This is a genomic window from Paenibacillus glycanilyticus NBRC 16618 (genome assembly GCF_004000805.1).
In the GTDB taxonomy this organism is placed as follows: domain Bacteria; phylum Bacillota; class Bacilli; order Paenibacillales; family Paenibacillaceae; genus Pristimantibacillus; species Pristimantibacillus glycanilyticus.
In genome coordinates, this window is record NZ_BILY01000022.1 from 60,254 (window position 1) to 84,400 (window position 24,147).

Annotated in this window: 20 protein-coding genes; 1 reads left to right on the plus strand and 19 read right to left on the minus strand. The window is 52.0% G+C overall.

From position 1 onward, the window contains the following. Positions 1 to 101: 101 nt before the first annotated feature. Positions 102 to 1,007, plus strand: a complete 906-nt coding sequence (locus PGL01S_RS18170) for an alpha/beta fold hydrolase (protein WP_127495999.1) — start codon at positions 102 to 104, stop codon at positions 1,005 to 1,007. A gap of 41 nt (positions 1,008 to 1,048) precedes the next feature. Here the strand turns inward: PGL01S_RS18170 and PGL01S_RS18175 are convergent, their stop codons facing one another. From PGL01S_RS18175 to PGL01S_RS18260, 19 genes are all read right to left on the minus strand, one after another. After that, complete coding sequence (locus PGL01S_RS18175; protein WP_127496000.1) at positions 1,049 to 2,215, minus strand: FAD-dependent oxidoreductase; 1,167 nt, start codon at positions 2,213 to 2,215, stop codon at positions 1,049 to 1,051. Positions 2,216 to 2,368: 153 nt separating this feature from the next. After that, positions 2,369 to 3,172, minus strand: a complete 804-nt coding sequence (locus PGL01S_RS18180) for an ABC transporter permease (RefSeq protein ID WP_127496001.1) — start codon at positions 3,170 to 3,172, stop codon at positions 2,369 to 2,371. Then, the gene (locus PGL01S_RS18185; RefSeq protein WP_127496002.1) at positions 3,169 to 4,194 is read right to left on the minus strand and encodes an ATP-binding cassette domain-containing protein; all 1,026 of its coding nucleotides are present in this window, start codon (positions 4,192 to 4,194) and stop codon (positions 3,169 to 3,171) included. Before PGL01S_RS18185 ends, PGL01S_RS18180 begins: the two co-directional genes overlap by 4 nt. 201 nt (positions 4,195 to 4,395) lie before the next feature. Continuing rightward, on the minus strand, positions 4,396 to 7,947 hold the full coding sequence (locus tag PGL01S_RS18190; protein WP_244935646.1) for a glycosyl hydrolase family 18 protein: 3,552 nt from the start codon (positions 7,945 to 7,947) through the stop codon (positions 4,396 to 4,398). A gap of 367 nt (positions 7,948 to 8,314) precedes the next feature. Next, complete coding sequence (locus tag PGL01S_RS30885) at positions 8,315 to 8,992, minus strand: glucosaminidase domain-containing protein (protein ID WP_164775503.1); 678 nt, start codon at positions 8,990 to 8,992, stop codon at positions 8,315 to 8,317. A 35-nt stretch (positions 8,993 to 9,027) separates the two neighbouring features. Next, positions 9,028 to 11,814 carry a hypothetical protein gene (locus tag PGL01S_RS18200; protein ID WP_127496004.1) on the minus strand — a complete coding sequence of 929 codons (2,787 nt, stop codon included), beginning with the start codon at positions 11,812 to 11,814 and terminating at the stop codon, positions 9,028 to 9,030. Then, entirely contained in the window at positions 11,807 to 12,145 is a 339-nt protein-coding gene (locus tag PGL01S_RS18205; RefSeq protein WP_127496005.1) for a hypothetical protein, read from the minus strand. The genes PGL01S_RS18200 and PGL01S_RS18205 overlap by 8 nt, the downstream gene beginning before the upstream one ends. A gap of 3 nt (positions 12,146 to 12,148) precedes the next feature. After that, a complete protein-coding gene (locus PGL01S_RS30890) occupies positions 12,149 to 12,322 on the minus strand; it encodes a hypothetical protein (protein WP_164775504.1) in 174 nt (57 codons plus the stop codon). 19 nt (positions 12,323 to 12,341) lie between these two features. After that, positions 12,342 to 13,505 (minus strand): hypothetical protein, encoded by a 1,164-nt coding sequence (locus PGL01S_RS18210; RefSeq protein ID WP_127496006.1) that lies wholly within the window; start codon positions 13,503 to 13,505, stop codon positions 12,342 to 12,344. A gap of 11 nt (positions 13,506 to 13,516) precedes the next feature. Next, positions 13,517 to 15,577 carry a DUF4815 domain-containing protein gene (locus PGL01S_RS18215; protein WP_127496007.1) on the minus strand — a complete coding sequence of 687 codons (2,061 nt, stop codon included), beginning with the start codon at positions 15,575 to 15,577 and terminating at the stop codon, positions 13,517 to 13,519. Positions 15,578 to 15,588: 11 nt separating this feature from the next. Continuing rightward, positions 15,589 to 16,104, minus strand: a complete 516-nt coding sequence (locus tag PGL01S_RS18220) for a BW3TFN family phage tail fiber component (RefSeq protein WP_127496008.1) — start codon at positions 16,102 to 16,104, stop codon at positions 15,589 to 15,591. A gap of 62 nt (positions 16,105 to 16,166) precedes the next feature. After that, entirely contained in the window at positions 16,167 to 16,898 is a 732-nt protein-coding gene (locus tag PGL01S_RS18225; RefSeq protein ID WP_127496009.1) for a hypothetical protein, read from the minus strand. After that, the gene (locus PGL01S_RS18230) at positions 16,895 to 17,905 is read right to left on the minus strand and encodes a baseplate J/gp47 family protein (RefSeq protein ID WP_127496010.1); all 1,011 of its coding nucleotides are present in this window, start codon (positions 17,903 to 17,905) and stop codon (positions 16,895 to 16,897) included. Before PGL01S_RS18230 ends, PGL01S_RS18225 begins: the two co-directional genes overlap by 4 nt. Position 17,906: 1 nt before the next feature. Beyond that, a complete protein-coding gene (locus tag PGL01S_RS18235; RefSeq protein WP_127496011.1) occupies positions 17,907 to 18,308 on the minus strand; it encodes a DUF2634 domain-containing protein in 402 nt (133 codons plus the stop codon). Between the two features lie 25 nt (positions 18,309 to 18,333). Next, complete coding sequence (locus PGL01S_RS18240) at positions 18,334 to 18,792, minus strand: DUF2577 family protein (protein WP_127496012.1); 459 nt, start codon at positions 18,790 to 18,792, stop codon at positions 18,334 to 18,336. A 17-nt stretch (positions 18,793 to 18,809) separates the two neighbouring features. After that, positions 18,810 to 19,298 carry a DUF2577 family protein gene (locus PGL01S_RS18245; protein WP_127496013.1) on the minus strand — a complete coding sequence of 163 codons (489 nt, stop codon included), beginning with the start codon at positions 19,296 to 19,298 and terminating at the stop codon, positions 18,810 to 18,812. A 25-nt stretch (positions 19,299 to 19,323) separates the two neighbouring features. Beyond that, a complete protein-coding gene (locus PGL01S_RS18250) occupies positions 19,324 to 20,286 on the minus strand; it encodes an XkdQ/YqbQ family protein (RefSeq protein WP_127496014.1) in 963 nt (320 codons plus the stop codon). Continuing rightward, a complete protein-coding gene (locus tag PGL01S_RS18255) occupies positions 20,283 to 20,933 on the minus strand; it encodes a LysM peptidoglycan-binding domain-containing protein (RefSeq protein ID WP_127496015.1) in 651 nt (216 codons plus the stop codon). The genes PGL01S_RS18250 and PGL01S_RS18255 overlap by 4 nt, the downstream gene beginning before the upstream one ends. Next, a complete protein-coding gene (locus PGL01S_RS18260) occupies positions 20,923 to 24,000 on the minus strand; it encodes a phage tail protein (protein WP_127496016.1) in 3,078 nt (1,025 codons plus the stop codon). The genes PGL01S_RS18255 and PGL01S_RS18260 overlap by 11 nt, the downstream gene beginning before the upstream one ends. Between the last annotated feature and the right edge of the window lie 147 nt (positions 24,001 to 24,147).

Consider the following 24,147-nt stretch of genomic DNA (forward strand, 5'->3'; position numbering starts at 1 on the left):
TGTTATACGGAAATCGCTTTGAGGACTGTGCTGCAATGCTGTCCGGTTAATATTTGTAGAAGATATTGCGTATTGCGGCTTAAACCGGGAGGATGTGTTAAATGAGTGGTGAGTTAGTAAATATTCGAGGCAGTAAACTTTACGTAGAACAATACGGCAAAGGGCAGTCTGACGCGCTCTTGTATCTTCACGGCGGTCCGGGAGCCAGCTGTCTCGATTTTTGTTACCATCAAGCAAAAGCGTTAGGCCAATCGATTTGGGTCATCGCGATCGATCAACGCGGCGTGCTCCGTTCGGATCCGCTAGAATTGGGAGACTCTTGTACAATAGATGATCTTATTGAAGACTGCGAGGCATTGCGCAATCACCTCGGCATTCAACAATGGTCTGTATTAGGCCATTCCTTTGGAGGTTTTCTAGCTTTTTCTTATGCTTACAAGTATCCGGACTCCATCAGAAAGATATTATATGAAGCCCCTTGCTTTGACGTGAAATCATCCATGGAATCTCTTATAAACGGGGCTTACCAACTTTCTCGAAATATTAAACGGAACACTGCCGAAGAGATTGGAAAGGTCCTGCAAGAAAAACATAGCGCAAAAGAGCTTTGGGAAGCGCTAGGGCATGTATTTCAAACATTGGGCAGCAGACATAAGGATAGTCTTTACTTGCACTCCATTGATCCCGATGATTTTAATGCAATCTACAAAGACCCTTCCGTTCCAGAAGAAAATTGGTCGAGATCCAGGGCACATACAGCTTCGCTTGTTGTTGAAGGTCGTTTTTTCGAAAATCTGATACCTTTATTCCCATCCATAACGCAACCATCATTATTATTACACGGACAATATGATCCCGTATGTGCCGATGACCAGAAGACAGCCTTTATAGAGAAAACCCCATGGGCAGATATCATTGTTTTTGAAAATAGCGCTCATTTCCCTAGAATTGAAGAAGCGGATAAGTATACGCGTGTAGTAGAGCAGTTTATATTATCGCATGATTAAAAAGAGGCTGTGCCGATAAACCGGCACAGCCTCACTTATTTTTACTGGGCAAACCGCTCATGGAGCTCGTCAAACAATGCTTTAAGGTTCGGAGCGGCATTGCCCGAGAACATCAGCTTCAAATTATCATCGGACGATTGTGCTGACTCCGCGGAATACTCGTACATTTTCTCCTCATAGGCTTGAATGGCCTGATCAGTATCCTCATGACCGGCAATGGCAAGCGCAAGCTCGGCTGCGTCGCGCATAGCGAGGTTTACGCCTTCGCCCGCAAACGGGGACATCAGATGCGCAGCGTCACCAATAAGCGTAATCCCCGGCTTATGCTCCCATTTCAGTCCAACCGGAAGCATATAAATTCGTCTTGGAAGTACAAGATCTTCCGACTTGTGAATATAGTTCTGGAGCGGCTCTGCCCAATCATCGAAATACGCGAGAAGCTGCTGCTTGGCTTCCTTGGGCTGGTCAAACGGGATGCCGCAGGTATCCAGCCAGCTCTGCTCGGCCGTAAAGGTCAGGTATACTTTAATTTTACCGTCCCCATTTAGCTGTGCAAGTATTCCCTTGTTATCATCAAGCGCAAATACTTTGCCTCTTGCGTTAAAAGCCGCCTGATCCGGATGCGCCTCCTCATCCACATGAAGCTCCACCATCGTTAATCCGGAGTATGAGGCTTGCGCATCGGTCAGCAGCGGACGAAGCTTGGAGAAAGCGCCGTCCGCCCCTATGACAAGATCAGCCGTCACCTTCTCGCCATTGTCAAAATGAAGCTCATGCCGACCGCCTTCCATAGCAGCCGCTTCCGTCAACTTGTAACCGTAAAGAATCGTACCCGGTCGCAATGCGTTCAGCAGAAGATCACATAATACGCCGCGGTCAATCTCCGGACGGTCGCCTTGCTCTCCATCCTCCGCCCTGTCGTCCATATAGATTTTTCCGGTTTTATCAAACAGGCGGAAATCTTCTCCCTCATAGCGGGCAATCGCCTTGAACTGCTCCAGCAGCCCCGCTTCCTTCAGCGCCATCTGCCCCGAATCCTCATGTATGTCGAGAGAGCCGCCGCGCTGGGCATTTCCATCCTGGGCTTCCCGTTCATAGACCGTTGCGGCAATGCCATGTCTTTGCAGGATAAGAGCCAGTGTAAGCCCGCCTGGTCCACCGCCGATAATCGCGATTTTCTTTGTGTTATTTATATGATTTGTTGTCATGCTAATCATCTCCTATATCCATGCTTGTTGTTTTTTCCTTACACAGATATAGTAACGCTGCTACTTAAACTGAATTTAAACCGCTCAGGATTTACCCTCTTAGGATGACAAAAAGAGATGGCGATTATGCCATCTCTTCCAATGAAGCAATTCCTATGTCCGGCGCATGTAAGCGCGAACCGTAATTGGAGCAAATACAGCTACGATAGCTATTGCGCCTACCAAGGACCAGACCATATCCGATCCAACCGTGCCGGAATTGGTCAACTCGCGGACCGCCGAGACAACGTGGGAAACCGGGTTAATGTTTACGAACCACTGCAGCCAATTCGGCATCGTATCTGCCGGTACGAATGCATTCGACATAAACGTTAACGGGAATAATACGAGCATCGATACTCCCTGCACGCTGGAAGCCGTACGAGAGATAACACCAAAGAACGCAAAGATCCAGCTCATCGCCCAGGAGACAAAAATAACGAGCAAAGCCGCAAGAACAACGCTGCCGATACCGCCGTCAGGACGGTACCCCATAATGAAGCCCATGGAAAACGTAAGCACGGTAGCGATCGTATACCGGATCGTATCGGCCAACAAGGCTCCCGCAAGCGGGGCTATCCGGGCAATCGGCAACGACTTGAACCGGTCGAAGACGCCTTTGTCCATATCCTCCCGGAGCTGGACGCCGGTTACGATGGACGTGGTGATGACCGTCTGAACAAGAATACCCGGGATGATCACCGGCAGGTAGCTTTGCACGTCTCCGGAGATCGCGCCGCCAAAAATGTAAGTAAACATCAAGGTGAAAATGATCGGCTGCAGCGTTACGTCAAACAGCTGCTCCGGCGTGCGGCGGATTTTCAAAATCCCCCGGTATGCCATGGTAAGCGAATGACGCAAGGATTGAATAAAACTCGTGTGATTTTTCAGATGACCTGTTTTTACCGATGAACTCATACGTTTACAGCCTCCGCTCTTTTTGTTTCGGTTCCCGTTTCTTTCGCTTTCTCTTCAACGCCATGACCGGTAATAGTCAGGAACACTTCATCAAGAGTTGGCTTCTGAACGCTGACTTCGGATAAAGTAATGCCCTTCTCGCGAAGCGCGATTAACAGATCCGTAACCAGGTCGGCATTGGCCATAGGGGCCGTAATTTTGGCAGCTTCACTGGATAAGGTCGCTTGCACCCCAAGCACATGCTCGACGGTTTGGCGAGCCATTTCAATATCGGATGGATCCAGAACTCTGAGCTGCAACGAAGAAGTTCCTACCGATTGCTTCAATTCGTCTACGGTGCCCTCCGCCACGACATGACCGCGGTCGATAACGGCGATCCGGTCAGCCAGCTGGTCCGCTTCATCCAGGTATTGGGTCGTGAGCAGAACCGTGGAACCCGTGCTCACCAGACGACGGATCGTATCCCACATTTGAGCGCGGGTACGCGGATCAAGACCTGTTGTCGGCTCATCCAGGAAGATAAGCGGCGGCTGCGCGATTAGGCTGGCAGCGAGATCCAGACGGCGTCTCATGCCGCCGGAGAAGTTCTTAAGCGGGCGCTTGGCCGCTTCCGTCAACCCGAACTCTTCCAGCAGATCAGCGGCTTTCTTCCGCGCTTCCGCACGTCCCAGTCCAAGCAGACGGGAGAAAATAATCAAGTTCTCCGTTGCGCTGAGCGATTCGTCAACCGATGCGTATTGGCCGGTAACGCCAATCAATTGGCGGACAATCTGAGATTCCTTCTGAACATCGTGGCCAAAAATCCGGGCCGAGCCCGCATCCGGACGCAGAAGCGTCGCCAGCATGCGGATCGTTGTTGTTTTGCCTGCCCCGTTTGGACCAAGCACGCCATAAATGGAGCCGGCTTTCACGTTCAAGTTGACGCCGTCCACCGCTTTGTTATCTCCAAACACTTTGACTAGACCGTTAGCCTCAACCGCCCAGTCGCCGTTGTTTGGCTTTTTCCCATTCTTATATTCCATTCCTGTTTCCTCCCAAGAATTGTTGATGTCATCATCTTACCGTTCATTTTTAAACTGAATTTAAACAGTCGTTACATTTCGAATCAATGTTTCAATCTTAAGCTAATCCCTTTACTGGTAAATCAGTCTGCGGATGTATTCGCGTATAGCCCGCAGCAGGAAAAAAGAAAAAACCGCCCGAGTTCACGGGCGGTTTACCGCTTAGTTCGACAAGCCGGCGGACCGGAGCGTCTTCATTATTAACACCGTTGCCTGCTCTTTGGTGACGGTTGTTTGCGGAGCAAGACGATGCGCGGATACGCCTTTCATAATTCCGCGTTCGACGAGAAGAGCAAGTGAAGGCACCGCGTAGCCCGACACCTTTGAGCGGTCCGCGAAGTGGTTCAGTACGGAAGAATCCGCCTGCGCTGTTACCCCGGCATAAGCCAATGCTTTCGCGAGAATAACCGCCGTTTCTTCGCGAGTGATTGAGGCCTCTGGATCAAATTGGCCGTTGCCTTTGCCGTTTACCAGACCGGCCTTCTTCGCCGCCGCGATATCCGCGGCAAAAGCGGAATTTGCCGCCACATCTTTAAATGCCGTATCTGCGCTTGAATAGTCAGGCAGGATACCTAACGCTTTTACGATAAGAGCAGTTACTTCCCCGCGATTCAGAACTCGCGCTCCGTTAAACTTGCCGTCAGCGTCTGCGCTCACGATCAGCTTGGAGGCTGCCTGCCATACCTCCTGCTGAGCCCAGGCAGCCAGCGTATCCGCAAAGGATACTGTCGTCTTCACCAGACCGTAAACGCTATTGCCTTTCCTCTTCAATTCCGCGGTTACCGTGCCATCGGCATTGTCCGTGAACCATACAGGAACCGGACGAAGCTCATTCGACTCAGGCAAATAAACGACACCGGCTGTTAGAGCTTTGTTGATATCCGAGCCTTGCACGGTAAAGCTATGCGATAAGAAATAATTACCAAAATTAGTTATTTCCTTAAATGCGCCATCCGCCTGTTTGCCCTCTATCTTGAAGGACAGCGGAGCCGTCACAAGCGGGATTCCGCTCTGCTGCAGCAGCTTTGTATCCAAGGTCTCCATCGAGATCCGGATATCCGTGCCCGCAGGCAAAGCGGCTGCCGGAATCGAGAACGCCGCGCCCCTCCAGCGGATAACAATAACCGAATCACTGCCTTTAGCCGCGATTGCCGCCGTAATTTCTTTTGGCAAAGCAACCTCAAGCTGCTTGCCATCGCCCTCCACAATAATCGGGAATGTTGTGGACGCAGCCGAAGCGATTTCTTTCAGCGCGGCATCGCTTGGCAGGCTGACTATTAGCTTATCGCCGTCTTTTGCAACCTGCGTATGCAAGCCTTCCTGCCCTTTCACCGGCTCTGGCGGTGTTGTCTTCACCGGCGCTGTCTTGGTTGTCAGCGGATTGCTGAAGGCCGATACGTTTACGAGCTTACTGTTGTCTTTCTGAATCGCAAGCACTTCAATTGCGTAATTAGTGTCCGGAGTAAGACCCGTCAACTCGAACTCCGTGCTCGCCGTAGTCCCAGCCAACACCTTCCCTAGGTAAACCTCGTAGGCCGTCGCATGCTCGGAAGCGTTCCATTTGACCTTGATGCTTCCGCTGCTGATGGATGCGGCCTGCAGTCCGCTTGGCGCGGACAGCGCATCGGGATCCGGTACTCCTGTAATAGGCAGATCCTTGGCGAGCCTTGTCGTTAGGGTCCGATTGCGGTCGCCGCTAATATCCCAGCTCATGACGCCGGACAAATCAAGAGACTTCGCGAGCGAAGCAATATACATCATTGAGGACTCGTCATTGTAAGTAAGGAATACGCCGTTGTCCGCATTGTACAAATAAGAAACCTTGGCTTCGTTATTCCATTGATGCTCGTAACCCTCATCATCCAAGTAATTCTCTTGTATGTCGGTAAAATCGAAAATACCGTTTTCCCAAGTACCGAATGGCGTTCCGCCTGCGCAGGTCTGATATTGACCGCCCGGTTGGCAGCCAACCCAGCCCTTGCCGTAGAACGGAATGCCTATATTCACTTTGTAGTTCGGCACGCCTCCGTTCAGCTCGGCAAGCACGGCGCCAAGCACGTTGTTGCGCTTCGCGTAATCCTTAGGATGGTTCTTATCGTAATAAAGCGGGGAGTTATGGTGTGCGAGCGTATCCCAGTTTCCGCTGTAGTCGTAAGTCATAATGTTGATAAAATCAAGATTGTCCGAGGATTCGCCCAAATTCGAATTAACCACAAAATTATCCCCTTGGCCCGAGGCAATCGTCTGCAAATAATATTTGCCGTCTTCCGAGCCAGCCGCATCCAGCGCTTCCCTTACGGCTTGCGCCATAAGTCCGAAGTTTTCCTTATCCAGCGGGCTCCGGGAATTATCGTCCTCGCCGCCTTCAACCGGGTATTCCCAGTCGATATCGACTCCGTCGAGCTTATAGGCGCGGAGAAATTTTACAACCGAATTGGCGAAGGCACGCCGGGTTTCTTCCGTGCCGGCCATATTCGAGAAGTTGTTCGACCAAGACCAGCCTCCGACGGAAATCATAAGCTTCAGATGCGGGTTCGCATCCCGAATGGCTGCCCATTCCTGGAAAAGCGCCAAGTCCGCCGACGGATCCCCAACAATCATTTCGCCGTCATAGACATAATCGGTTTGCGTTGGAACAGCGGCATTCTGGCAAGCCTTCGCCCCTGATCCAAAACCTCTCCAGCAAAGATCCGCAAATGCAAGATTCACATGGGTAATTTGCGAGACATCCACGTCGGACGGATGGTAGTTCCGTCCCGTACTGCTCGGAGACCAAAGCGTATAGTACGTGACGATATTGTAATCGGCTCCCGGAACAACCGTAATTGGCGAGCTGTCCGCCGAACGCCAAACCGCGTTTTTCGCTACAACCGTAAAGACGTAGCTTGTTCCTTCTTGAAGACCGGAAGCCACATAACGGTTCTCGAGACTGGAACCGATAAATTGGCCATTTGCATATATATCGTAACCGGTGGCACCGGGGGTCTCCGCCCAGCCAAGCGCAGCCGCCGTTCTGGTCGCTGTAACCGCCTGCAGGCCGATTGGTGCTGCCAGCCCGCCCCATATTACCGTTACGGCATTGCTGCTTGCCGATACCTTCGGCAGGTTCTGGGCTGCAACCTCGAACTTATACGCGGTACCGGCTGCATTGCCTCCATCGGGAAGCGTATAGGTTACCGTATTGGAACCGTCCCATATGCCTTGTTTCCAGGCGCCGTTAACATACAAATCATAACCGTTAGCGCCAGGGCTTCCGGTCCATTTCAAGGTGATGCTGTTATCGGTAATCGCGGCGGTGCGGAGATGTCCCGGAGGAGCAAGCGGCGGCTCGGGATATTCGCTTGTATCGGGAGCGGTCGTAAACTCGATGACATTGCTTTTATAGTCGAGCGAAGGGCGGTCCGCATACCAGGTAATATAGACCCTGTAAGTCGTTTCCGGCGTTAGCCCGCCGATTTCCTGTTTGCTTCGGTCTCCCCAAGTCATCCAAGTGTTCGTATCCGCGTTCCAGATGTCGATATCATTGTTATTGGTCTCGTCGCCTATCATGTCCCATGCAATTTTCGCTGTATTATGAGTAATGAGATCCTTGCCGTTCTCGTCTTGTGCTATGCGCAAATTAGCAGGTCCGGTTTGAGCAGCTGGTACAGCCTGCCCCTCCTCCGCATGCGCATTAGGCGTAAAAGTTAATATTCCGGCGAGGATTGAAACCACTAACAACAAGGGGAGATTCCATAAAGATCTTCTCATCATCGATAAGTTCAATTATTTCACCTCTATTGGATTTGAATTAGGATTGGATTTTAACCTCGGCTAGCTGCTAGTCCCCGCTGCAAGTCATTTTGCTGCATAACGTAAGCAATCTCCCATTCATCACCACCGATGTATTTAGTGACATTAAGTTGTTAATTTCTAGTAAATCTATCATGGAACAGGAAGCGAATTAAGGTAAGGTGGAAAATTCCACTATGAGGGGATATTATAACGTTATAAGGTTTTTAGAGGGAGAAATTTATTTGAATCCAAAAAAAGAAGACGTTACTCTCTCGAACAAAGAGAGTAACGTCTTCTTTTTTTTGCCCTATTTTTTTGTGAGGTCAACCCGCTTCTCCTGCCCGTTCCATTGCACCTTCGCGCCAAGCGCTTCGGCCAACGTACGGACTGGCACGTAAGTGATGCCTTTGGAATCGTCGTATAAGCCGTCATCTATTTTTTTGCCGTTCACATAGACGGTAATAGGCTCCATTTCCTCTTCCCCTCTTTCCTCTTCTACTTCGGCCTCTATTTCTATGACATCAAATGCCGTCAGGTTATTAGCTCTAATGATCGACATCAGCTTTGCCGCATAATCGGGATCGGTAGCGTATCCGCAGGCATACAGAGCTGTCGTCTGCTGTTCCGGAGTCTTGGCTGACCGTACGCGGTCATAACGGTTTTTGGTAAACAACAGATCCTGGTCTTTGTAAAAGTCATAGATGGAGTCGTAAGCCCGCCAATCTGCCTTCTGGGTCACCCTGGTCCCGTTATAGACCTCCCAGGTTGAGGTGCACACCGTACGGCCTTTCCAATAGGCATTCGGAATTCCGCTGCCAACCTTATAGCCGCCAAGATTGTTCCATTCATGAATTTTCCCGCCGGTCTCCAGCCAGTTCTGAGCCATTCGCACGCTTGGCAAGAGCGGCGATCCTTCCTTCCACACCTTCACAACGGTAGCTGACAGAAAGGCGAAAAACGCCTGTTTCGTTAGCTGCTGCGCCATATCGCAAAGCACCTCCTTCTGCTTTTAGAGAGCGACTATTCCAGTAAAAGCTCATACCCTGAAATCGCAAGGCCAACTTTGCTGCCATTCGGATAAAGCGACAGCTTGCCGTCCCGCCCATAGTAATAAGTTGATCCCGCCCGAAGAGGAACCTCTACCTCCGCAATTCCTCGGATCGCTACCTCTACATACTCTCCTGAAGCACCATTAGAGCCGGCTATCCCCTGCGGGGTTAGACATGGCTTCCCGTAAGTTAATTGTTCACCATTGCTGTAAGCGGTCATATAGATCTGATTGCCGTCCGGATCGGTACCCATGCAGAAATAACGCTGACTGTCCAGCGGGAGAAATACAGGCAACGTGCCTTCCGAGCATGGGAACGGATAATGGCGGTCTTCCGGATTAGAGCCCGCGTTCATATCCAGCAAACCAAGCACCAGGTTTTGATGCGGCTCTGCAAGAGTTGAGCTCCTGCCGCTCTGCCATCTGGCCTGATAGAATAACGCGGCTTTGCCATCAGCACCAACTTCCACTTGTACATCTAACGTTGTCTTGTTAACCGATCTGGTGTCAGCATATTGAAATAGCTTGTCGTTTCCGAAACGGTACGGGGTAAGCTCCAGTAATTCCTGATTGATGTTATGGGTGGTCACCTGGATAAACCCGCCTCTGCCATCGGCGATGATTCCTCTTGTTGTCCGATCCTGCAGCTGGAAATAGTGATCTGCCAGCTTGCATAATAAGCCGTTTTCGCCTACCTCTACCACGATCATTTTAGAATCGGTCTGGATTGCAGCCAGGTTGGGACCAATTCGTATGGCAGAAGCATTCATTCGCTGGTAATCCAGGTACTCGACCTGATCGAGAGGCGTAAAGGTCACACTGGTATCATTAATCACACAACGGATTACTCTGGCTGTAACGACGTAATTCGAAGTTACGCCTACATGCAGCAAATATCCATTATCCAGCTTCACAATTTGACTGTTAATATAGGCCTCTTCGGGTTTGAAGCCAGTCGTTATTTTACCGCTGAGTCCCGTGCTCGAGACGCTGCCCGTAAGTAACTTCAACTCTTCGAACGTATTGTCGCTATTAAGCTGCTTGGAGTCGTAAGAAGGGTTAATTCGCTGTTTATATTGAAGCGCAATGACGCCGGGAGTCAGTTCCACGATAGATAGATTATCAACATGACTGTAAGAAAAGGTATGCGATTGTATCGGCTTATAACTGCCTTCAAACGGCTCTAAGACGGACAGCTTGCCATGCCATGTATCCCGCTCCCGATAAGCGATAACTACATATCCGTTGGACAATACGACCGATGCCACTGTTCTCCAGATTCTGTCATGGTCGCCGGTGACCCTATTAAATTCGCCAACTCCTGAGCTGATAAACCGGGTAGGAGACCACCCGCAGCGGAACAGCTTCAGCCTGCCTTGACCAGCGGCGATAAAACCGCTTGCTGCAGTCGGGCAAAAGATAAAGCCGTAAGCAGCAGCGTCCCTACTCCAAATCGTTGTCAGCTGTTCTTTCCAATTGAGATCATCGATTACATTCTGATCAGGAGCCATCTTAAACATTAAAGCCTGGGTATAAGCATAATCCCGTTCAGGCTCATGGTTAAAAGCAAGCACAAACAAGGATTGCCCGATAGCAGTCAGCGTCAGCTTATTGGAACTGCCTTTCACCGAGGTTAAGACAGCTTTGCCGGCTATCTGCTTAATATTCCCGTCCGTGGTTTCAAAGAGATTCAAGACAAGCGCTCCCGATTCTTTATAGCAGACGGCTGTCACAAACCGTTTTTCCGATATTTTAACCGCGTCGTAAAAGGAATCTGCCAAATTGCCTGTGGTTGGGCCTCCGTTAACCGGGATATTCGCTGCTTCGCGCAAAGTAATCGGATGGAAGGTTAACGTAGTATCCAGTTTAAGGCTTAAAATGAAATGGACGGATGACAGCACCAAATGCTTAACCTCGCTCTGCCAGCTCCCCGCCGTAGGGATAACAGTCTTCTCGCCTAGCGCAAGCCTCTCTCCGTTCCAGGTGACCATTTTAGTTGCCAAGGAACCCTTTGTATCCGATTCCTTTACCCAATAGCTGGCCGCAAACATCCCTACGGAAAGCTTGCTGAAGGCAAATTCCGCATACAGATTAGCTGCGGAGTCAATCTCGGTTGCATACCCTTCAAGCGTTATAAGATCATTAAGGCCAATATGGCATACGGATGCCTTCAGTCTCCAAGGCGCTACCTTCGTGCAATGCCATACCAGCAGAAATTTATTGTCGCTTAAGCTCTCAATCGCCGGAAGCGAACCCCCCGAGTACAGCTCCATGCGGGATGATTCGCCAAGCTGCAAGCCACTATCATTCCACCGGATCGTCAGCATCGTCCATATCGATGTATTGGATTCCAGGTAACAAAGGATGCCCATATCTTCCGAAAGAGGTTTGAATTGAAACTGGTTTATCCCCTCTACTCCATAAATCGGCAGCTTTTTTACAACGGACACAGACATCCTGCTTGCTTCCAATTCCACTCGATAAATAGAAATTACCTTCTGCGTCGTCCCGATGTACAGATAGCTGTTTCCGCCTATCGGATGAATGGAATTGCTGTATTCCTCGCTGTTCAAATAAAGCACATCCGGACTAAACCGGGGCAGCCCGTCAACAGGCATTTCGGCATTTCTATAAAGCATGTTGTCAAAAATCGTAACGACGTCATCCTTCTCGATCGTCTCTCCCGGCGCCACAGGGAAGCTTCGTTTAATGGATGACGTTCCACCCCCGCTGGTCAAACCCTTTAAGGAGCTATACACCCGGAATCACCTCTACTCCGGATATATCGATCGACAATGCACCGGCAATGGCTTGGGAAGCCGCAATCTTTGTTCCTTTCGGCAGCACCGTCTCAAACGAAAACTTGACCGTATCCTCGCTGCCGATGCTGGTACCGATCCGCTGTGTCTCGGCATTCGCCGTTTTTCCCGGCCGGATAATATACAGCTTCAGCTTGGCGCCTATGCTTGTTGTGTTATGAATGACGATGCTTTTCAGAATCGTCTTTTGCTGCAGCGTTACAAGATCCGTCAACGTTACGCCTGGCTGTCCCGCATACAAATCCACCGCGGCATAGACTTCATACGCCATATGCTATCCCCCCATCCAATGCAGGCAAAGCGCGTTGCTTATTTTAACGTTCATTTCCTTCTTCAGCTGCTCCAGCTGCTCTTCCGTCTCATCCAGCGCCTGATTCACCTTCTGCGCACCGGCATATAAGCTGTCCGGGGCAGCCGGATCCAGATTGATTCGGTTCGTCTTGCTCATCGCTACTCCCCCGCTCCTCCTAAGATAAAGTCACCATCAGCCGCTTGGCCCGCGGCGTCTCCGCCTGGCTGTTTACCGAATTCGATTGTTTAATGCGAATCCGGACCTTCTGCGAGGCTGTAACCGTTGCTTCATATTTAAATTGCGTATAGACGCCTAACTGCTGGCTTACCTTCCCCGTAGGGAAAGCCACCCAAGTCGCTGCCCCGTCAACGCTGTATTCCACGTTTTGCGAAGTACCTGACGGCGTATGAAAGTCAACGTAGACGGTTATCTTCGTAAACGTCTCGTTCGTGAACCACTCCTTGCTGACATACGTTCCGTTTGCTTTATAGGACAATGCCCCTGCACCAATCGCGCCGGTCTGGATGACCGGCGAGCTCTTTGCGTTGCCCGACAGCAAAGCCCGTACATAAACATCCTTGGTCATCGCTCCAAGTGCGGTTACTCCCGCATCGTTAAGCGCATACCAACTTGCCCGGTCGAGCGACCACTGCCATTGCAGATTGCTGCTTTGCGGAACCACCTGACTTGTCGAGAGCAGCAGCTGGGAGACGGCAATCGGCAGCGGCAGCTTTCCGAAATTCAGAATTCCGGTCGGCTTCTTGAACTCCGCTGCATACAGGCGGAACTTCAAATCCATATCCTGATGAGGGGTCCAAGCCGTAGCGTTGGAGCTTGAGAAGAGCAATCCAACGGTATACGGCTGACGCGAGACGATATTGCCGCTCGCGAGATCCTTCCCGGACATTTTTGCAACAAAAACCCGATATTGGCTTGAGCCTGTCAGCACCACTACGGCATATTCCACATTGGCCTGCAGCAGTACCGGATCGCTGAACGCAAACTTGGTCGGCACGTCGCCCTTCAGCGATACTTTTACCGAGCTGGCTTCCAGCACTTTGGAGGCGAGGACGGTTGTTCCCGGATAGCCGTTCACCACGTTGCGAAGCTGTACCGTAACCGGCTTGGCCTTATAAGCGCTGCCTCCCGATGCATCCAAGTCCCTTGTTTCGAAAAAAAGCTCTATGCTTGTAACGAACCGCTCCTCCGGGAGCAAAAAGGTTTGCGCGAGCGGATCAATTTGATTCCACCAGGGCACCTGCCAGAAGGTCTGCTCGATAATCTGCTTGCGACCGACGCCGACATAAGAGGTCCTTGATTCATTTTGAATCTGAGCCACTTCTACCCCTCCTATACATAGTTAAAAATACGGACTTCCCTTGTACCTGTCCGGATATTCGGCGGAATGGCAAAGGTAGCGGCAAATTTGCCCGCGCCATTGGCTTTTATCGTCCCCGGCTTTGTTCCCGCTTCATAGCTAGCAGCCGGAACCAGCGCTACGTCCACGCCGTCAAAGGTCGCCTGCAGGTTGTTGCTGTTAGGCTCAAAGCCTTCGCCGTAAACCGTTACAACCCGCTGACGGATAAACGGAATATTCTCATCCAGAATGACGCGGGTCTCCGAACGGTTGCCGGTCCACCACGCATCCCACCAGCCCCAAACGGTCTGATAGATGTAGGATGTCTCCACCCAGGAATCCTGGGAGGGCGTCAGCCGAATCGTGGCCTGGGAGCCAAACACCTGATACGGATTGACGTTAAGCGCCTCTGTTCCATAGCTCTGATCGATAATGAGCTGCTCCGCATACTCAAGGGTTAAAAGCCGTTCATGCTGGTGCACCGAATCGAGACTTTCGGCTTCCATTTCAAAGAAAAGCTGGTTCACCGGGAGCTGCAGCGTTTGATTCGACGGGTCAATCATGGCATCGAAGCCTCTCTCGAGGTCGGCACGTTCAAAGTTCGTGAAGTTATCGGTAAAAAAGCCCTTCTTAAACGTAGCCGGATCCGAAATCTGCGCCGTACGGTCCAGCTCCAGCATCGCCTGGTTATACTCCGCCCTCTCGAGGCGATCCAGCAGGGAGCGAAGCTCAAGCATCGTCAGCCGTTTCGGCTTGTTGTTCACGACAATAACGTCGGAGCTTGCCGGCGGATATTGCAGCTCGCCCAGCTCCAGCACATCCGGCGGAACAGGCGGCGAAGGCGGGTGAACGTCCGATTGCCCGGTTACAATCCGGATCTGCCCGTCAGCGGTCAAATAGAATGCGTCTTTGCGGGATAAATAGTAATCGTAGGTCACGTTAAAGATCGAGCCGGCAACCGGAAGATCGCCGCTTAGCCAGGTGACTTCATTTTTACCGGCCTCCAGCTTGTAGTCCGTGCCCTGCGCCATCTGCTTCATATATTCAAAGGTCACGCGGTACGTCTCGCCGATAGCAGGCCGGGCTGTGCCTATGGACCAGTCAACGCTATTCTCGGTAAGCTGATAGTCTTTGCCTTTCGCATAGGTTTTTGTCCCTTGCACGATGCTCACAATATCAACGACGGCATCCGCGGGAAGCGCATCCTGCAGGGATGAACCGCCTCTCGTTATGCCGATACTCGGCAATTGCACCCTGGCGGTAATTTCCTGAATGGCCTTTACCGGCTTGCTGTTCAGCGAATAACGGGTCGTACCGGCAACGAAGGTTTTCACCTCATCCGATACTCTGCGCGAATCGAGCGACTTCTTCAGCTTAATCCGGGTCGGAACCAGTCTATTGATCTCGTAGCCCAGCACATAAGCTTTGCCCGCTTCAATGACCAGCGTTACATCATCGCCTTCCGCCGGCTCAATAAACCCGTCCATCCCCGAGACGAGGAAGCTTCCGCTTGCATCGTAGGTTCTTCTGGCAAGCACCGGCGTAAAGCCTTCCAGCTCCGGAGGGACCTTGGCCGTAACGACTTCCCCGTCAGCCAGCCGGTACATCGGAATAGCGGCTGCGTCGTTCAACACCCATTCCGGCGTTGCCACCAGGCGGTCCATCCCCGGGGAACCAAAATTCGCATAGCCTACGGCCGGATCCAGCAGCTCTTTCTGCATTTCATAGGTGATGGTTGTATATGTAATTTTCAAGCCAATGATCTCTTCCCCATGACCCGTAAGCGGAATGATCCTTTCTCCGATATCGTGGATAACGCCGTCGAAATAGACGGTTGCGGGAAAAATAATGACCTTTTTCTTATCATCCTGGACATAAATTTGTCCGCCTTCGATAATATGGCCCGAGCCAAAAATAACGTCGCCCATCCGCTTATCCCGGTATAGGGAAAGCGACTGAATCTCGTTTAATTCGGCCGACTGCAAACGTCTGCCGCTTTGCGCCTGCAGAGCGATCCAGCGTTTGTCCGGGGCGAAACGGTTGTATATGCTCATGAACGTTCCTCCTAGAACTCTACGATAAATTCGAGAAACTCCCGCTGATCCTCCGTCCGGTGAATCGGCGAGCGGTTATTGACGACCAGAGCATAACCGTGGCTGCTGACTTCCTCCGCGGTAACGGCAAGCTTGCCGGGCAAAGTCGTTTCCGCCAGCAGCAGATCCGTTACGATAGCGCTTTGCCGATAGCTGACCGCCGGAAGCTCCGTTCCGGTAATCCAAGCCGCTACATACACCCAACGGACAAGGCCGGACACCGCTTCCTCTTCGGAAATTATTTTCCAACGCTGATCAAATTGGATAATGTCCCCCTCAGGGTCAGGGATAACAAAGCGTACCTTCTCCGCCTTTTTGTAGCCGATCGGCTCATTAAGCAGCGAGGAGCCCGATACCTCGGGTACCGTGTCAGTCTCATTCCATGGTGATTGCCTGCCGATTCCGATCCATATATTGTCGGTGCGGACGAGATGAAGCGCCTGAAACGCCCGCATCCCGGCAACCGACGCCGTGTAACTGACTCCCATGTTAGATTCCTCCTAAAAAGAATATCGCGTTCTCCGCGATAATTCTTACGCGTAAGCATTTCCTATGGATTTGCCGGAGCAATGGTAACAGCGGATTGCTGTATCCGCAGCTCCTTTTCCGTAAAGTACAGCTCATCGGTGAAGAATACGCCCGGCGACCACCACGCCCCCCGCTCTGCCTCTGCCTTGCTGCTGCCTGCATAAATCGCCGTCGCAAATCCCGTGCTTACCTTATATCCGCTGACCTCTTCATAGTTCAGCTTCGTTTCCCGGTCCGGCCCCGGATACAAGCTGCGAAGCGTTCCCGCCTTCGCAGTGTCCAGCTTCACCGTTTGCTTCAGCATAACGGCAAGCCAATACTTGAAACCCGCAAATCCGCTGATCTGAATCAGCTTGCGGACAACCTCAACTTGATCCGGATTGACATAGATCGCTGTTATTAAAGGTCCAAAAAACTCGCCGTCCGGAAACATTGCATCGTCGCCCGATAAGGTATACCCGTCATCCGGGCTTAAACGAAACGTCTCGAGCGCCGACAGGCCAAGCGCATCAATGGTCTCCCGATTTAATGTTCCGGAAGAGCGCAGCTTGGCAAGCAGCGCCTCCCGTTCTTCCTCCTGCAGCTCCTGCTTCCACAAATAAAGCCACTCGTCCGGGGATTCGGACAGAAACAACGAATGCAGCAGCCGCCCTTCCACATCAGGAATATCCGGCGCCGCTGCATCCATAATCGCGTTCATCTGCCTGCTCTCGTGATAATAATCAGGCAAATATTGAATAAGCGGCGAGGTCATACGATAATCACCTCCGCCTGAAGGCTCCGGTCAATCGGCAGCTCCAGATTGGCAATGGGCTCAAGAATGGAGGCATCCTCCGCCCCCGCCGCAATAAGAGCCGCGACAATCTTGGACAAATAAATCGTTCCGCCGATGTCGACCGTTCTCAAGTAGGCGTATACGGCATTTTTCGCCGTTGCTTCATTTAGCCCGATTACCTTCGCTTTTACGGTCATCGGCTCCGGAATAACCGGCTTCACGATGACATCCACCCCAAGCGGTTTTTTCAACTCGATCAGCTTCCGCACCTCGAGGCATACATGCTCCAGATCGCCGTCCGCGCCAACGACAACATCCACCGTACCTAATCCGCGGCCGAAGTTGATCGCCTCCGCGTAGGTTACGCCGGTAACGGACAATGCCCAGCGCTTGTAATCCGATTCGGTACCGCCATGCTCGGGATTCCGCTTCTGATACAAAATACGGCCGCGAAGGGATTCATCCGATTCCTGGTTCAAGCCGCCTGCAGCCGGAGCTATATGGTTAACCGTCCAAATATCCTTGACCGGATCGAATAAGAGACGGATCGTATCCGCTTTTACATTGCCGATTACACCGGGCTGCTTGCACCGCGCCGTCACCGTTGTTTTCCCTTGGCTTCCGATAACCGCCTCCGCGGTCGTAGCAAAGGAGATATCCGAGTTCTCGATCCCGACGGTTGTCCCTTCCGGAATAACCGCATCCGGGATACCGGTAAACGTCAATTCGACCCAAGCTGCCGCAGCCGGCGTCCGTTCAAGACCGTAATCCTTCGCGATTAAATCGAGAAAACGCCCCTCTGCCGTTACGGCGAAAGCCTGCTCCAGTATGCTGCGGAATTTGCTTTCCTCAATCCATAGCTGCATGGCGATGGGCGCAAGCGCATCGTAGATAATGGAGCCTTCGCTTTTGTCCAGCCCGTTATCCACCCGGTCCAGCAGCTGCTGCAGCTTCGACTCGAAGCTAAGCGTATTTGTACCGACCAAGCTACAACACTCCTTCGTACCGGATCAAACCCGACGTTGAATCAACGTTGAACGCAGCTTTTACTTCGTCGTTCTCCCAGGCAATCTCGAAATCATAGACACGGTTAATTCGCTCATCATAAACAAGCGCTTCCGTTATCATCCGGCTCATCTCTACTTGAATAAAACCTTGCGTATAAGCCTTGCCCAGCATCAGCTGCACCTCGCACCCATAGTCCCGCGAATAGATGGGATAAGCAAAGCGGATCGTTTGAATCGCTTTATGTATAAACTGCTTAATGGCATCCAGGCCATCGATTTGCCGGCCGATTTCGCCCGTCTCCAGATCAAGACTGTAGGTGCGCAAGACCGGCTTTTTCTTCACGATAACATCCGGAAACCCGATATCGGGGGTAAGCCCCATTTACTCTCCGCCTTCCCATCATCGATTAATAGGTAACCATTCGGTCGAAAATAAAAAACTTCTGCCCGCCCTCGAAGGTAATCACCATCACCTTGTCGCCTTTTTTAAGCAGATCATCCTTCTTGTCGTCATTGATGTAATGGATTTCTCCTTCCTTCAAGGTGAAATCCCGATCCTTGAGGCTAACCTCAACGGAGTAGGGATGGACGTGCGCGAAGGTAGGCGAATTTTCCGTATTACCGCTAAAGGTCTGAGCGCCAATCGTTGTCGCTCCGCTGTTCGTCAGATTCACCTTGCGCTTAACGCGGCACAGCCTCTCGGCAACCACGATCAGCTCCTTCGGAATAATCAGCTTGTCGCTGCCCTTCAGCTTGATCTTCAAATCGGGAGGGTCCGAGACAACCTCGGCTTCCATCAGCTCCGGCAGCTTCATCGCCTGGATGCTTTTGACGCTATGCTGTTTAATCAAGTCCCCAAGCGACATGGACGCACCTGCCTTCGTTAATATTGGACAATCCGGTCGATGATGAAAAACTTCTGCCCGCCCTCAAAGGTCATCACCATAACTTTGTCGCCCTTTTGCAATAGATCATCCTTCTTGTCGTCATTAATGTAGTGAAGCTCGCCTTCCTTCAGATCAAAGCTCTTATTCGTCAAAACTACCTCAAGCATCGTTTTTGGATGACCATGGGGAGATGTATCGGGAGTAGGAGGCGGCACCGTGTGCGGCACTTCCGTAATGGTCATTTCAAAAGATTGCTTCCCCACTTCCGTCTGGCCGTCCGCATGCACGTTGATTTGCTGCTTCACCTCGCATAAATGCTCGGCGACAACGATCAGCTCTTTCGGAATGATCAGCTTATCGCTGCCTTTCAGCTTGATCGAAAGCTCCGGCGGAGCCTTCGTGACCTCGGCCTCCATGAGCTCCAGCATCTTCAGCGACCTGGCGCTCTTCATGCTGTGCTGCCTGATCAGTTCCCCCAGCGACACTGCGGTTCACCTGCTTTCCTTCCATTCAGGTCATCTCGGTTAAGGTCAAGGACATCTTGTGATATCGCCCGTTAAACTGATGATTGTCTTCCTCTACGGCATACGTCTGCTCAATGCCGAGTTCCGGCACCTTCACCACGATAGCGGTACCGGCGATGACCTCGGATATCCCGACAACCTCGTCAAGCTTGAGCGATTTCTTGACTTTCCCCTTCTCAGCGAGCAAGAGATCCGCCGCTTCCTGGAGCTGCGCGCGGTTCTGCTTTTCCTTCACCTTCTCGTAATGCTGAAGGACGCCAAATTGCTTCTGCAGGGATTTGTTCTCCGCGGTGGCAATAATGGTCTGCTTCTCTTCGCCGCCCTGGAGCTTCACCTTCGTCACTGTCTCTTCAATGGATTCGCCGTACGAATAATCGATCAGGTTGATACCGGTCTCGATGACCCAGTTGCGGCTGTTTTTCTTGTAAGGCACAAGCTGCACTTTCCCTTCCTTGGAATACAGCGAGTAGCGGATGCCTTTCTGCCGGTAAGTGATCGCAAGCGCTTTTTTCACCATATCGAACAAGGTCTCTTCATCGCAGACCAGGTAGGGGATGACATACTCCGAGTTTTCAATGGTACCGGCCGGAATGGAAAAGTCCGTGCACAGCTTGCTTAATATTGCCGAAGCTTTCATGCTCTTGAACACATAAGAATCCTTGTTGTTCGAGAGATAGATCAGCTGATCGTAGGCGGTCAGGCTTAGCTTCCCGGGCTTGTATTCGGCGTTAAAGACAATCCCGCGGAACAGCTCCTCTTCCCCGTCGTGCAGCATAATGCCGGTTCCGTTAGGGACCATCGAAGGGCTGGCCCCGCCTTCCTTGGCAAAAAGCAGACTGACCGACAGCTTCCGTACCGCCTTTTGCGAGCTGCCGGACCATTCCACCGTTTCTACCAGAGTAGTAACATCCGTTGTTTTGCCGTTGTCGACAAGCATGACCCGGATCATGGAATCACCAGCACTTGGTTCGGATAGATAGTATAGGGCGGTTTAATGCCGTTGGCCGCGGCAATCTTCTCGTAAGGCACCCCGACCATCCGGTCGATGGCCCATAACGTATCGCCTTTTTTGACGGTATAGGAGGCAGGCTTTACGGTCTGGTTCGGCCGCTGCCCCTTGCTGCTGATCTCCGCAACCTTTTGCCCGTTCTCTTCCTTGGTCTCGATCGCACGAGGCTTTGTATACTTGAACTCCCGAAGAGACAGATCATAATAGATGCTGCCGATATCGCCGGCAATCTCTCGGTAGGACAGCGACTCGATCGTTACCGCCACGGTCAGCTTCTGCCCTTCGGGATTAATAATGACGAACTGGACGGGAAAGCCGCTGAACTTCCAGGTTTCAAGCTGGTCGACGCATTTCTTGGGAGGAGGAATATCCTTGTAAGCGCAATACGGACCGTAATGCTGGGGAAAATGGGAGGAGAATTCGTAAGTCTTCAGCACCGGATCCTGAATGACCGTCACCTGGCCAAGTCCCTGAACGGTTACCGTTTCATTTGCGGAGCCTGCCGTCACTTTCAGCTCGGAAGGATTGACGGGCAGCCACAGCGATTCCGCTCCGTTGTTATAGGTGAACCAGAACTCAACCGGCATACACGCCTTCTCCTTCCGTTAATAAATCCTCTTCCAGCATCCGTTTCAGCTTGTCGATAAAACGGTTCTCGTCCGCCTCGTCATGCACATGGATCTCGCCAACCAGGTTCGCAATTTCAACCGACTTCGAATTGTTCACCGAGCCTCCGCCGGAAGGGCTGTAAGGCTGAAGCATCGCGCTTTGCTGCTCGGCCGAAAGCTGACCGCCGCGGTACTGATTCGCCTGCTCCGAGGTGAGCACCATCTCGCCTTGGTGGAGCTCGGCAATGTAGCCGTTGAAAGGTACCCGGTTCAAGCCGTTCAGGTGGCTGCCGTTAATGGGCGTAACCGCCATATTTACCGTTGCCGTGGCGCTGCCAAAGATCGACTTGACCGAATCCCATATTTGCTGCACCGTCTGGACAAGCGTTCCCCACATCGATTGGAAGCCTTGAATGAGACTTTCCATAAATTGCGTCCCGAAGGACATCGCCTGCTGAACGAAGCCGGTCATCAGGTCATAGACGATTCGCACTCCCCACGCAAAGGCGCCAACAACGATTCCCCACATCAAAGTGGTAAATTCGCCGATGCCTGTTAGTACGGGAGATATAACCCCCCATAGAGCAGTGAGCGTGCTGGCCGCCCAGTTGTACATCGTTGTAAAGGCGCTCACGACAGCCGCGGAGACAATGCCCCAGGTTTCGATAAAAAAGCTTTTAATCGCCGTCATCGTGTTTGTAATGACCGACCACAGTGCCCGCATAGCCGATCCCAAACTCTCCACCACCGTAAAGAAAGCTTTGACGGAGGCTTCTATAACCGCTTCAAAGGTTCGTTTGATAAAATCGACAATTGCCGGCCCCGCGGCTTTCATAAAGTCCACAAACGAATGAAAGCTTTGTATCGCAAAGGCAATAGCCGCCGCAATGGCCGTGTCCAGCCATTGCTTGATTGCTTGAACGGCCGTCTTCACAAAGCCGATCATGCTCCAGAAGCCCCGACGGATCGCATCAGTGGCCGTATGGAAGGCATTCACAACAAAGGCGGATATCGAATCCCATGCCTTTTGAATGGCCGACCAGGCGGTTTGGACAGCCGATGCGACAAAGCTCGAGATAGCGCCCCAAACCTGCGTAACGATTTGCCATACCGGCATTACTGCGCTTTTTACGGTCTGATAGAGTTGACCAAGCCCGGACACATAACCGTATACGAAGGCTTTGGCGTAATTCACTGATTTCGAGGCAAAGCCGGCGAGCAGGCTGCCTACTTTGCCGATTGCTCCCATAACCGCATTTCGGATCGTCTGTACGGCTCCTTGGTGATCGCCGGCTGCTCCCTGCCATACGCCCTTGAAAATGCCTCTCAGCATATCCATCGCCGCCTGCCCGATCCCAACGATGGTGTCAAAAGCGGAGGTGATGATGCCGCTCACCGACTGGAAGGCGGAACGGACGGTATTGATAATAAAGGACCCCGCTCCGGCGACGATCTTCACCATTCCGTTCCAGATAAGCGCGTAGAATTGGAAGATTCGCATCATGACGCCGGAAACGGTTGACCATACGGATTGGAAGGCTGTGCTGACCGCCTGCCAGGCCTGCGAGAGCAGCTGCGTCGTCACCGATACGATATTGCTCCAGGTTTGGGTCAGCCAGGCTTGCAGCTGCGCGCCAAGCTGCGTAACCGTGCTGACGAGCTTGTTCCAGCTGGTAATCGTACCCGTTACCAGCTGGTTCACAAACTGCTGTACGCCGGTTACGGCACTCGACCATAGGTGATTCATCCAGGCGCTAAGGTCGGAGAACAGCTGCTTGGTATCCGCTATAAACTGCTTCATGGATTGAACAAAGCCGTTATAGGCAGATACAATCCAAGCGATAGCCGCCTTGGTCTTGTCTTGAATGCCGCCCCAGTTGCCCGTCCAGGCTGCCGTAAGCAGGCCAATGGCGGCAACCACCCAGAAGATCGGATTGGATAAGAGGCCAATAAAGACGCCTATCCCCGAAATGATAGAAGCAACGGTAGAGATAACCGTAAAAGCAGCGAATGCCGCGATAAGTCCGTTCAGAACAGGCCTTAACGAATCAAAGTTGGCGCTTACCCAGTCGAGTGCCTTTTCCAGCCAGCCAAATACCGGACCCAGCACGTCGGCAAGCCATAGGAAGCTTTTCACCAAGACATCAACGGTCTTGGCCGCTATATTCTCCAGCTTCTTGAAGCCGCCGTTCGTAAGCCAGGTTACAAGCTTCTGCATAATCGGCTTCACCTGATCCAGCGCGGCAACCCCAGCATTTTGCAGGGAGCCCTTAAGGCCTTCCGTCACGATCTCCCACATGCCGCTTGCCGATTCGTTCAGCTTTTTGGAGCCACCATCAAACCATTTGCCCGCATCCGTCAGGAACTTGTTCCAGCTGCCCTTTTTGAATTCGAAGCCGAATTCCTCCAGCTTCTTGTAATCTTTGCCGTTCGCGGCTTCTATCGCTTCCATGGCTTCGGCGACGGTCTTGCCGGGGTTAAAGCCCGCCATATCCTCCGCCAGCTTAACCAGCTGCATCGCCTTTCCCGTATCGCCTTTGGTCAGCTTGATGGCCTGCGTACCGCCTTTTAGCACATCATTAGCCGAGAACGCGGTTGTCTGGGCATTATCCCGAAGCGCTGTCCAGTAATCGGCAAAGGATTTCTGAAGCGCAGCCGCGCTTGCCGCTCCCTTCCCTTTCCCGCCCTTACCCCCGGGCGGCTTCAGCTTACTGACCACAAAGTCGAAGCCAATCCTGTCGGTTTCCAGGTCAGCAGCTGCGCCAACGGTAGCGGTGCCAAAGCTTTTCAGCTGCTCGCCTACGCCGCCGAACACCTCCTGCATGCTCTTCAGGTGATCGGCGAAGGTTGGCTTCTTCTCTTCGGCCCCGGCAGGAGGCTTAGCGGCCGTCTTCTTCCCGAAGATGGCCTGCACCGCTTGCTTGCCGAAGCCTTGCTTTTTGAAGGATTTGAAGCTGTTCAGAAAAACGGAGGCCCCTTTTTTCTTTGCGCCTTTTTTGAGTGCCAGTTTAAACCCCGTACCTGTCAGTGCGGCTGCGGCTGCCATTCATAACCGCCTCCTTCCTCTCCCGCTTGCATGGGCTCATTTGCGGCCCTGCGCGCGCGCAGCCTTTCGTTCCGCCTCCATCTCCGTAAACTCGGAGGCATAAATAAAAGCGCGGTGGTAATCATCCATTTGCCAAAGCTCCTGCGG

Coding starts and splice junctions, on each gene's coding strand:
- PGL01S_RS18225 (WP_127496009.1), bottom strand. CDS start 16,898: ATGACCTCGCCGCTTATTCAATATTTGCCTGATTATTATCACGAGAGC.
- PGL01S_RS30885 (WP_164775503.1), bottom strand. CDS start 8,992: ATGGCGCAGCAGCTAACGAAACAGGCGTTTTTCGCCTTTCTGTCAGCT.
- PGL01S_RS18220 (WP_127496008.1), bottom strand. CDS start 16,104: ATGGGAGTCAGTTACACGGCGTCGGTTGCCGGGATGCGGGCGTTTCAG.
- PGL01S_RS18180 (WP_127496001.1), bottom strand. CDS start 3,172: ATGAGTTCATCGGTAAAAACAGGTCATCTGAAAAATCACACGAGTTTT.
- PGL01S_RS18235 (WP_127496011.1), bottom strand. CDS start 18,308: ATGGGGCTTACCCCCGATATCGGGTTTCCGGATGTTATCGTGAAGAAA.
- PGL01S_RS30890 (WP_164775504.1), bottom strand. CDS start 12,322: ATGAGCAAGACGAACCGAATCAATCTGGATCCGGCTGCCCCGGACAGC.
- PGL01S_RS18205 (WP_127496005.1), bottom strand. CDS start 12,145: ATGGCGTATGAAGTCTATGCCGCGGTGGATTTGTATGCGGGACAGCCA.
- PGL01S_RS18260 (WP_127496016.1), bottom strand. CDS start 24,000: ATGGCAGCCGCAGCCGCACTGACAGGTACGGGGTTTAAACTGGCACTC.
- PGL01S_RS18255 (WP_127496015.1), bottom strand. CDS start 20,933: ATGCCGGTTGAGTTCTGGTTCACCTATAACAACGGAGCGGAATCGCTG.
- PGL01S_RS18215 (WP_127496007.1), bottom strand. CDS start 15,577: ATGAGCATATACAACCGTTTCGCCCCGGACAAACGCTGGATCGCTCTG.
- PGL01S_RS18175 (WP_127496000.1), bottom strand. CDS start 2,215: ATGACAACAAATCATATAAATAACACAAAGAAAATCGCGATTATCGGC.
- PGL01S_RS18170 (WP_127495999.1), top strand. CDS start 102: ATGAGTGGTGAGTTAGTAAATATTCGAGGCAGTAAACTTTACGTAGAA.
- PGL01S_RS18250 (WP_127496014.1), bottom strand. CDS start 20,286: ATGATCCGGGTCATGCTTGTCGACAACGGCAAAACAACGGATGTTACT.
- PGL01S_RS18240 (WP_127496012.1), bottom strand. CDS start 18,792: ATGTCGCTTGGGGACTTGATTAAACAGCATAGCGTCAAAAGCATCCAG.
- PGL01S_RS18185 (WP_127496002.1), bottom strand. CDS start 4,194: ATGGAATATAAGAATGGGAAAAAGCCAAACAACGGCGACTGGGCGGTT.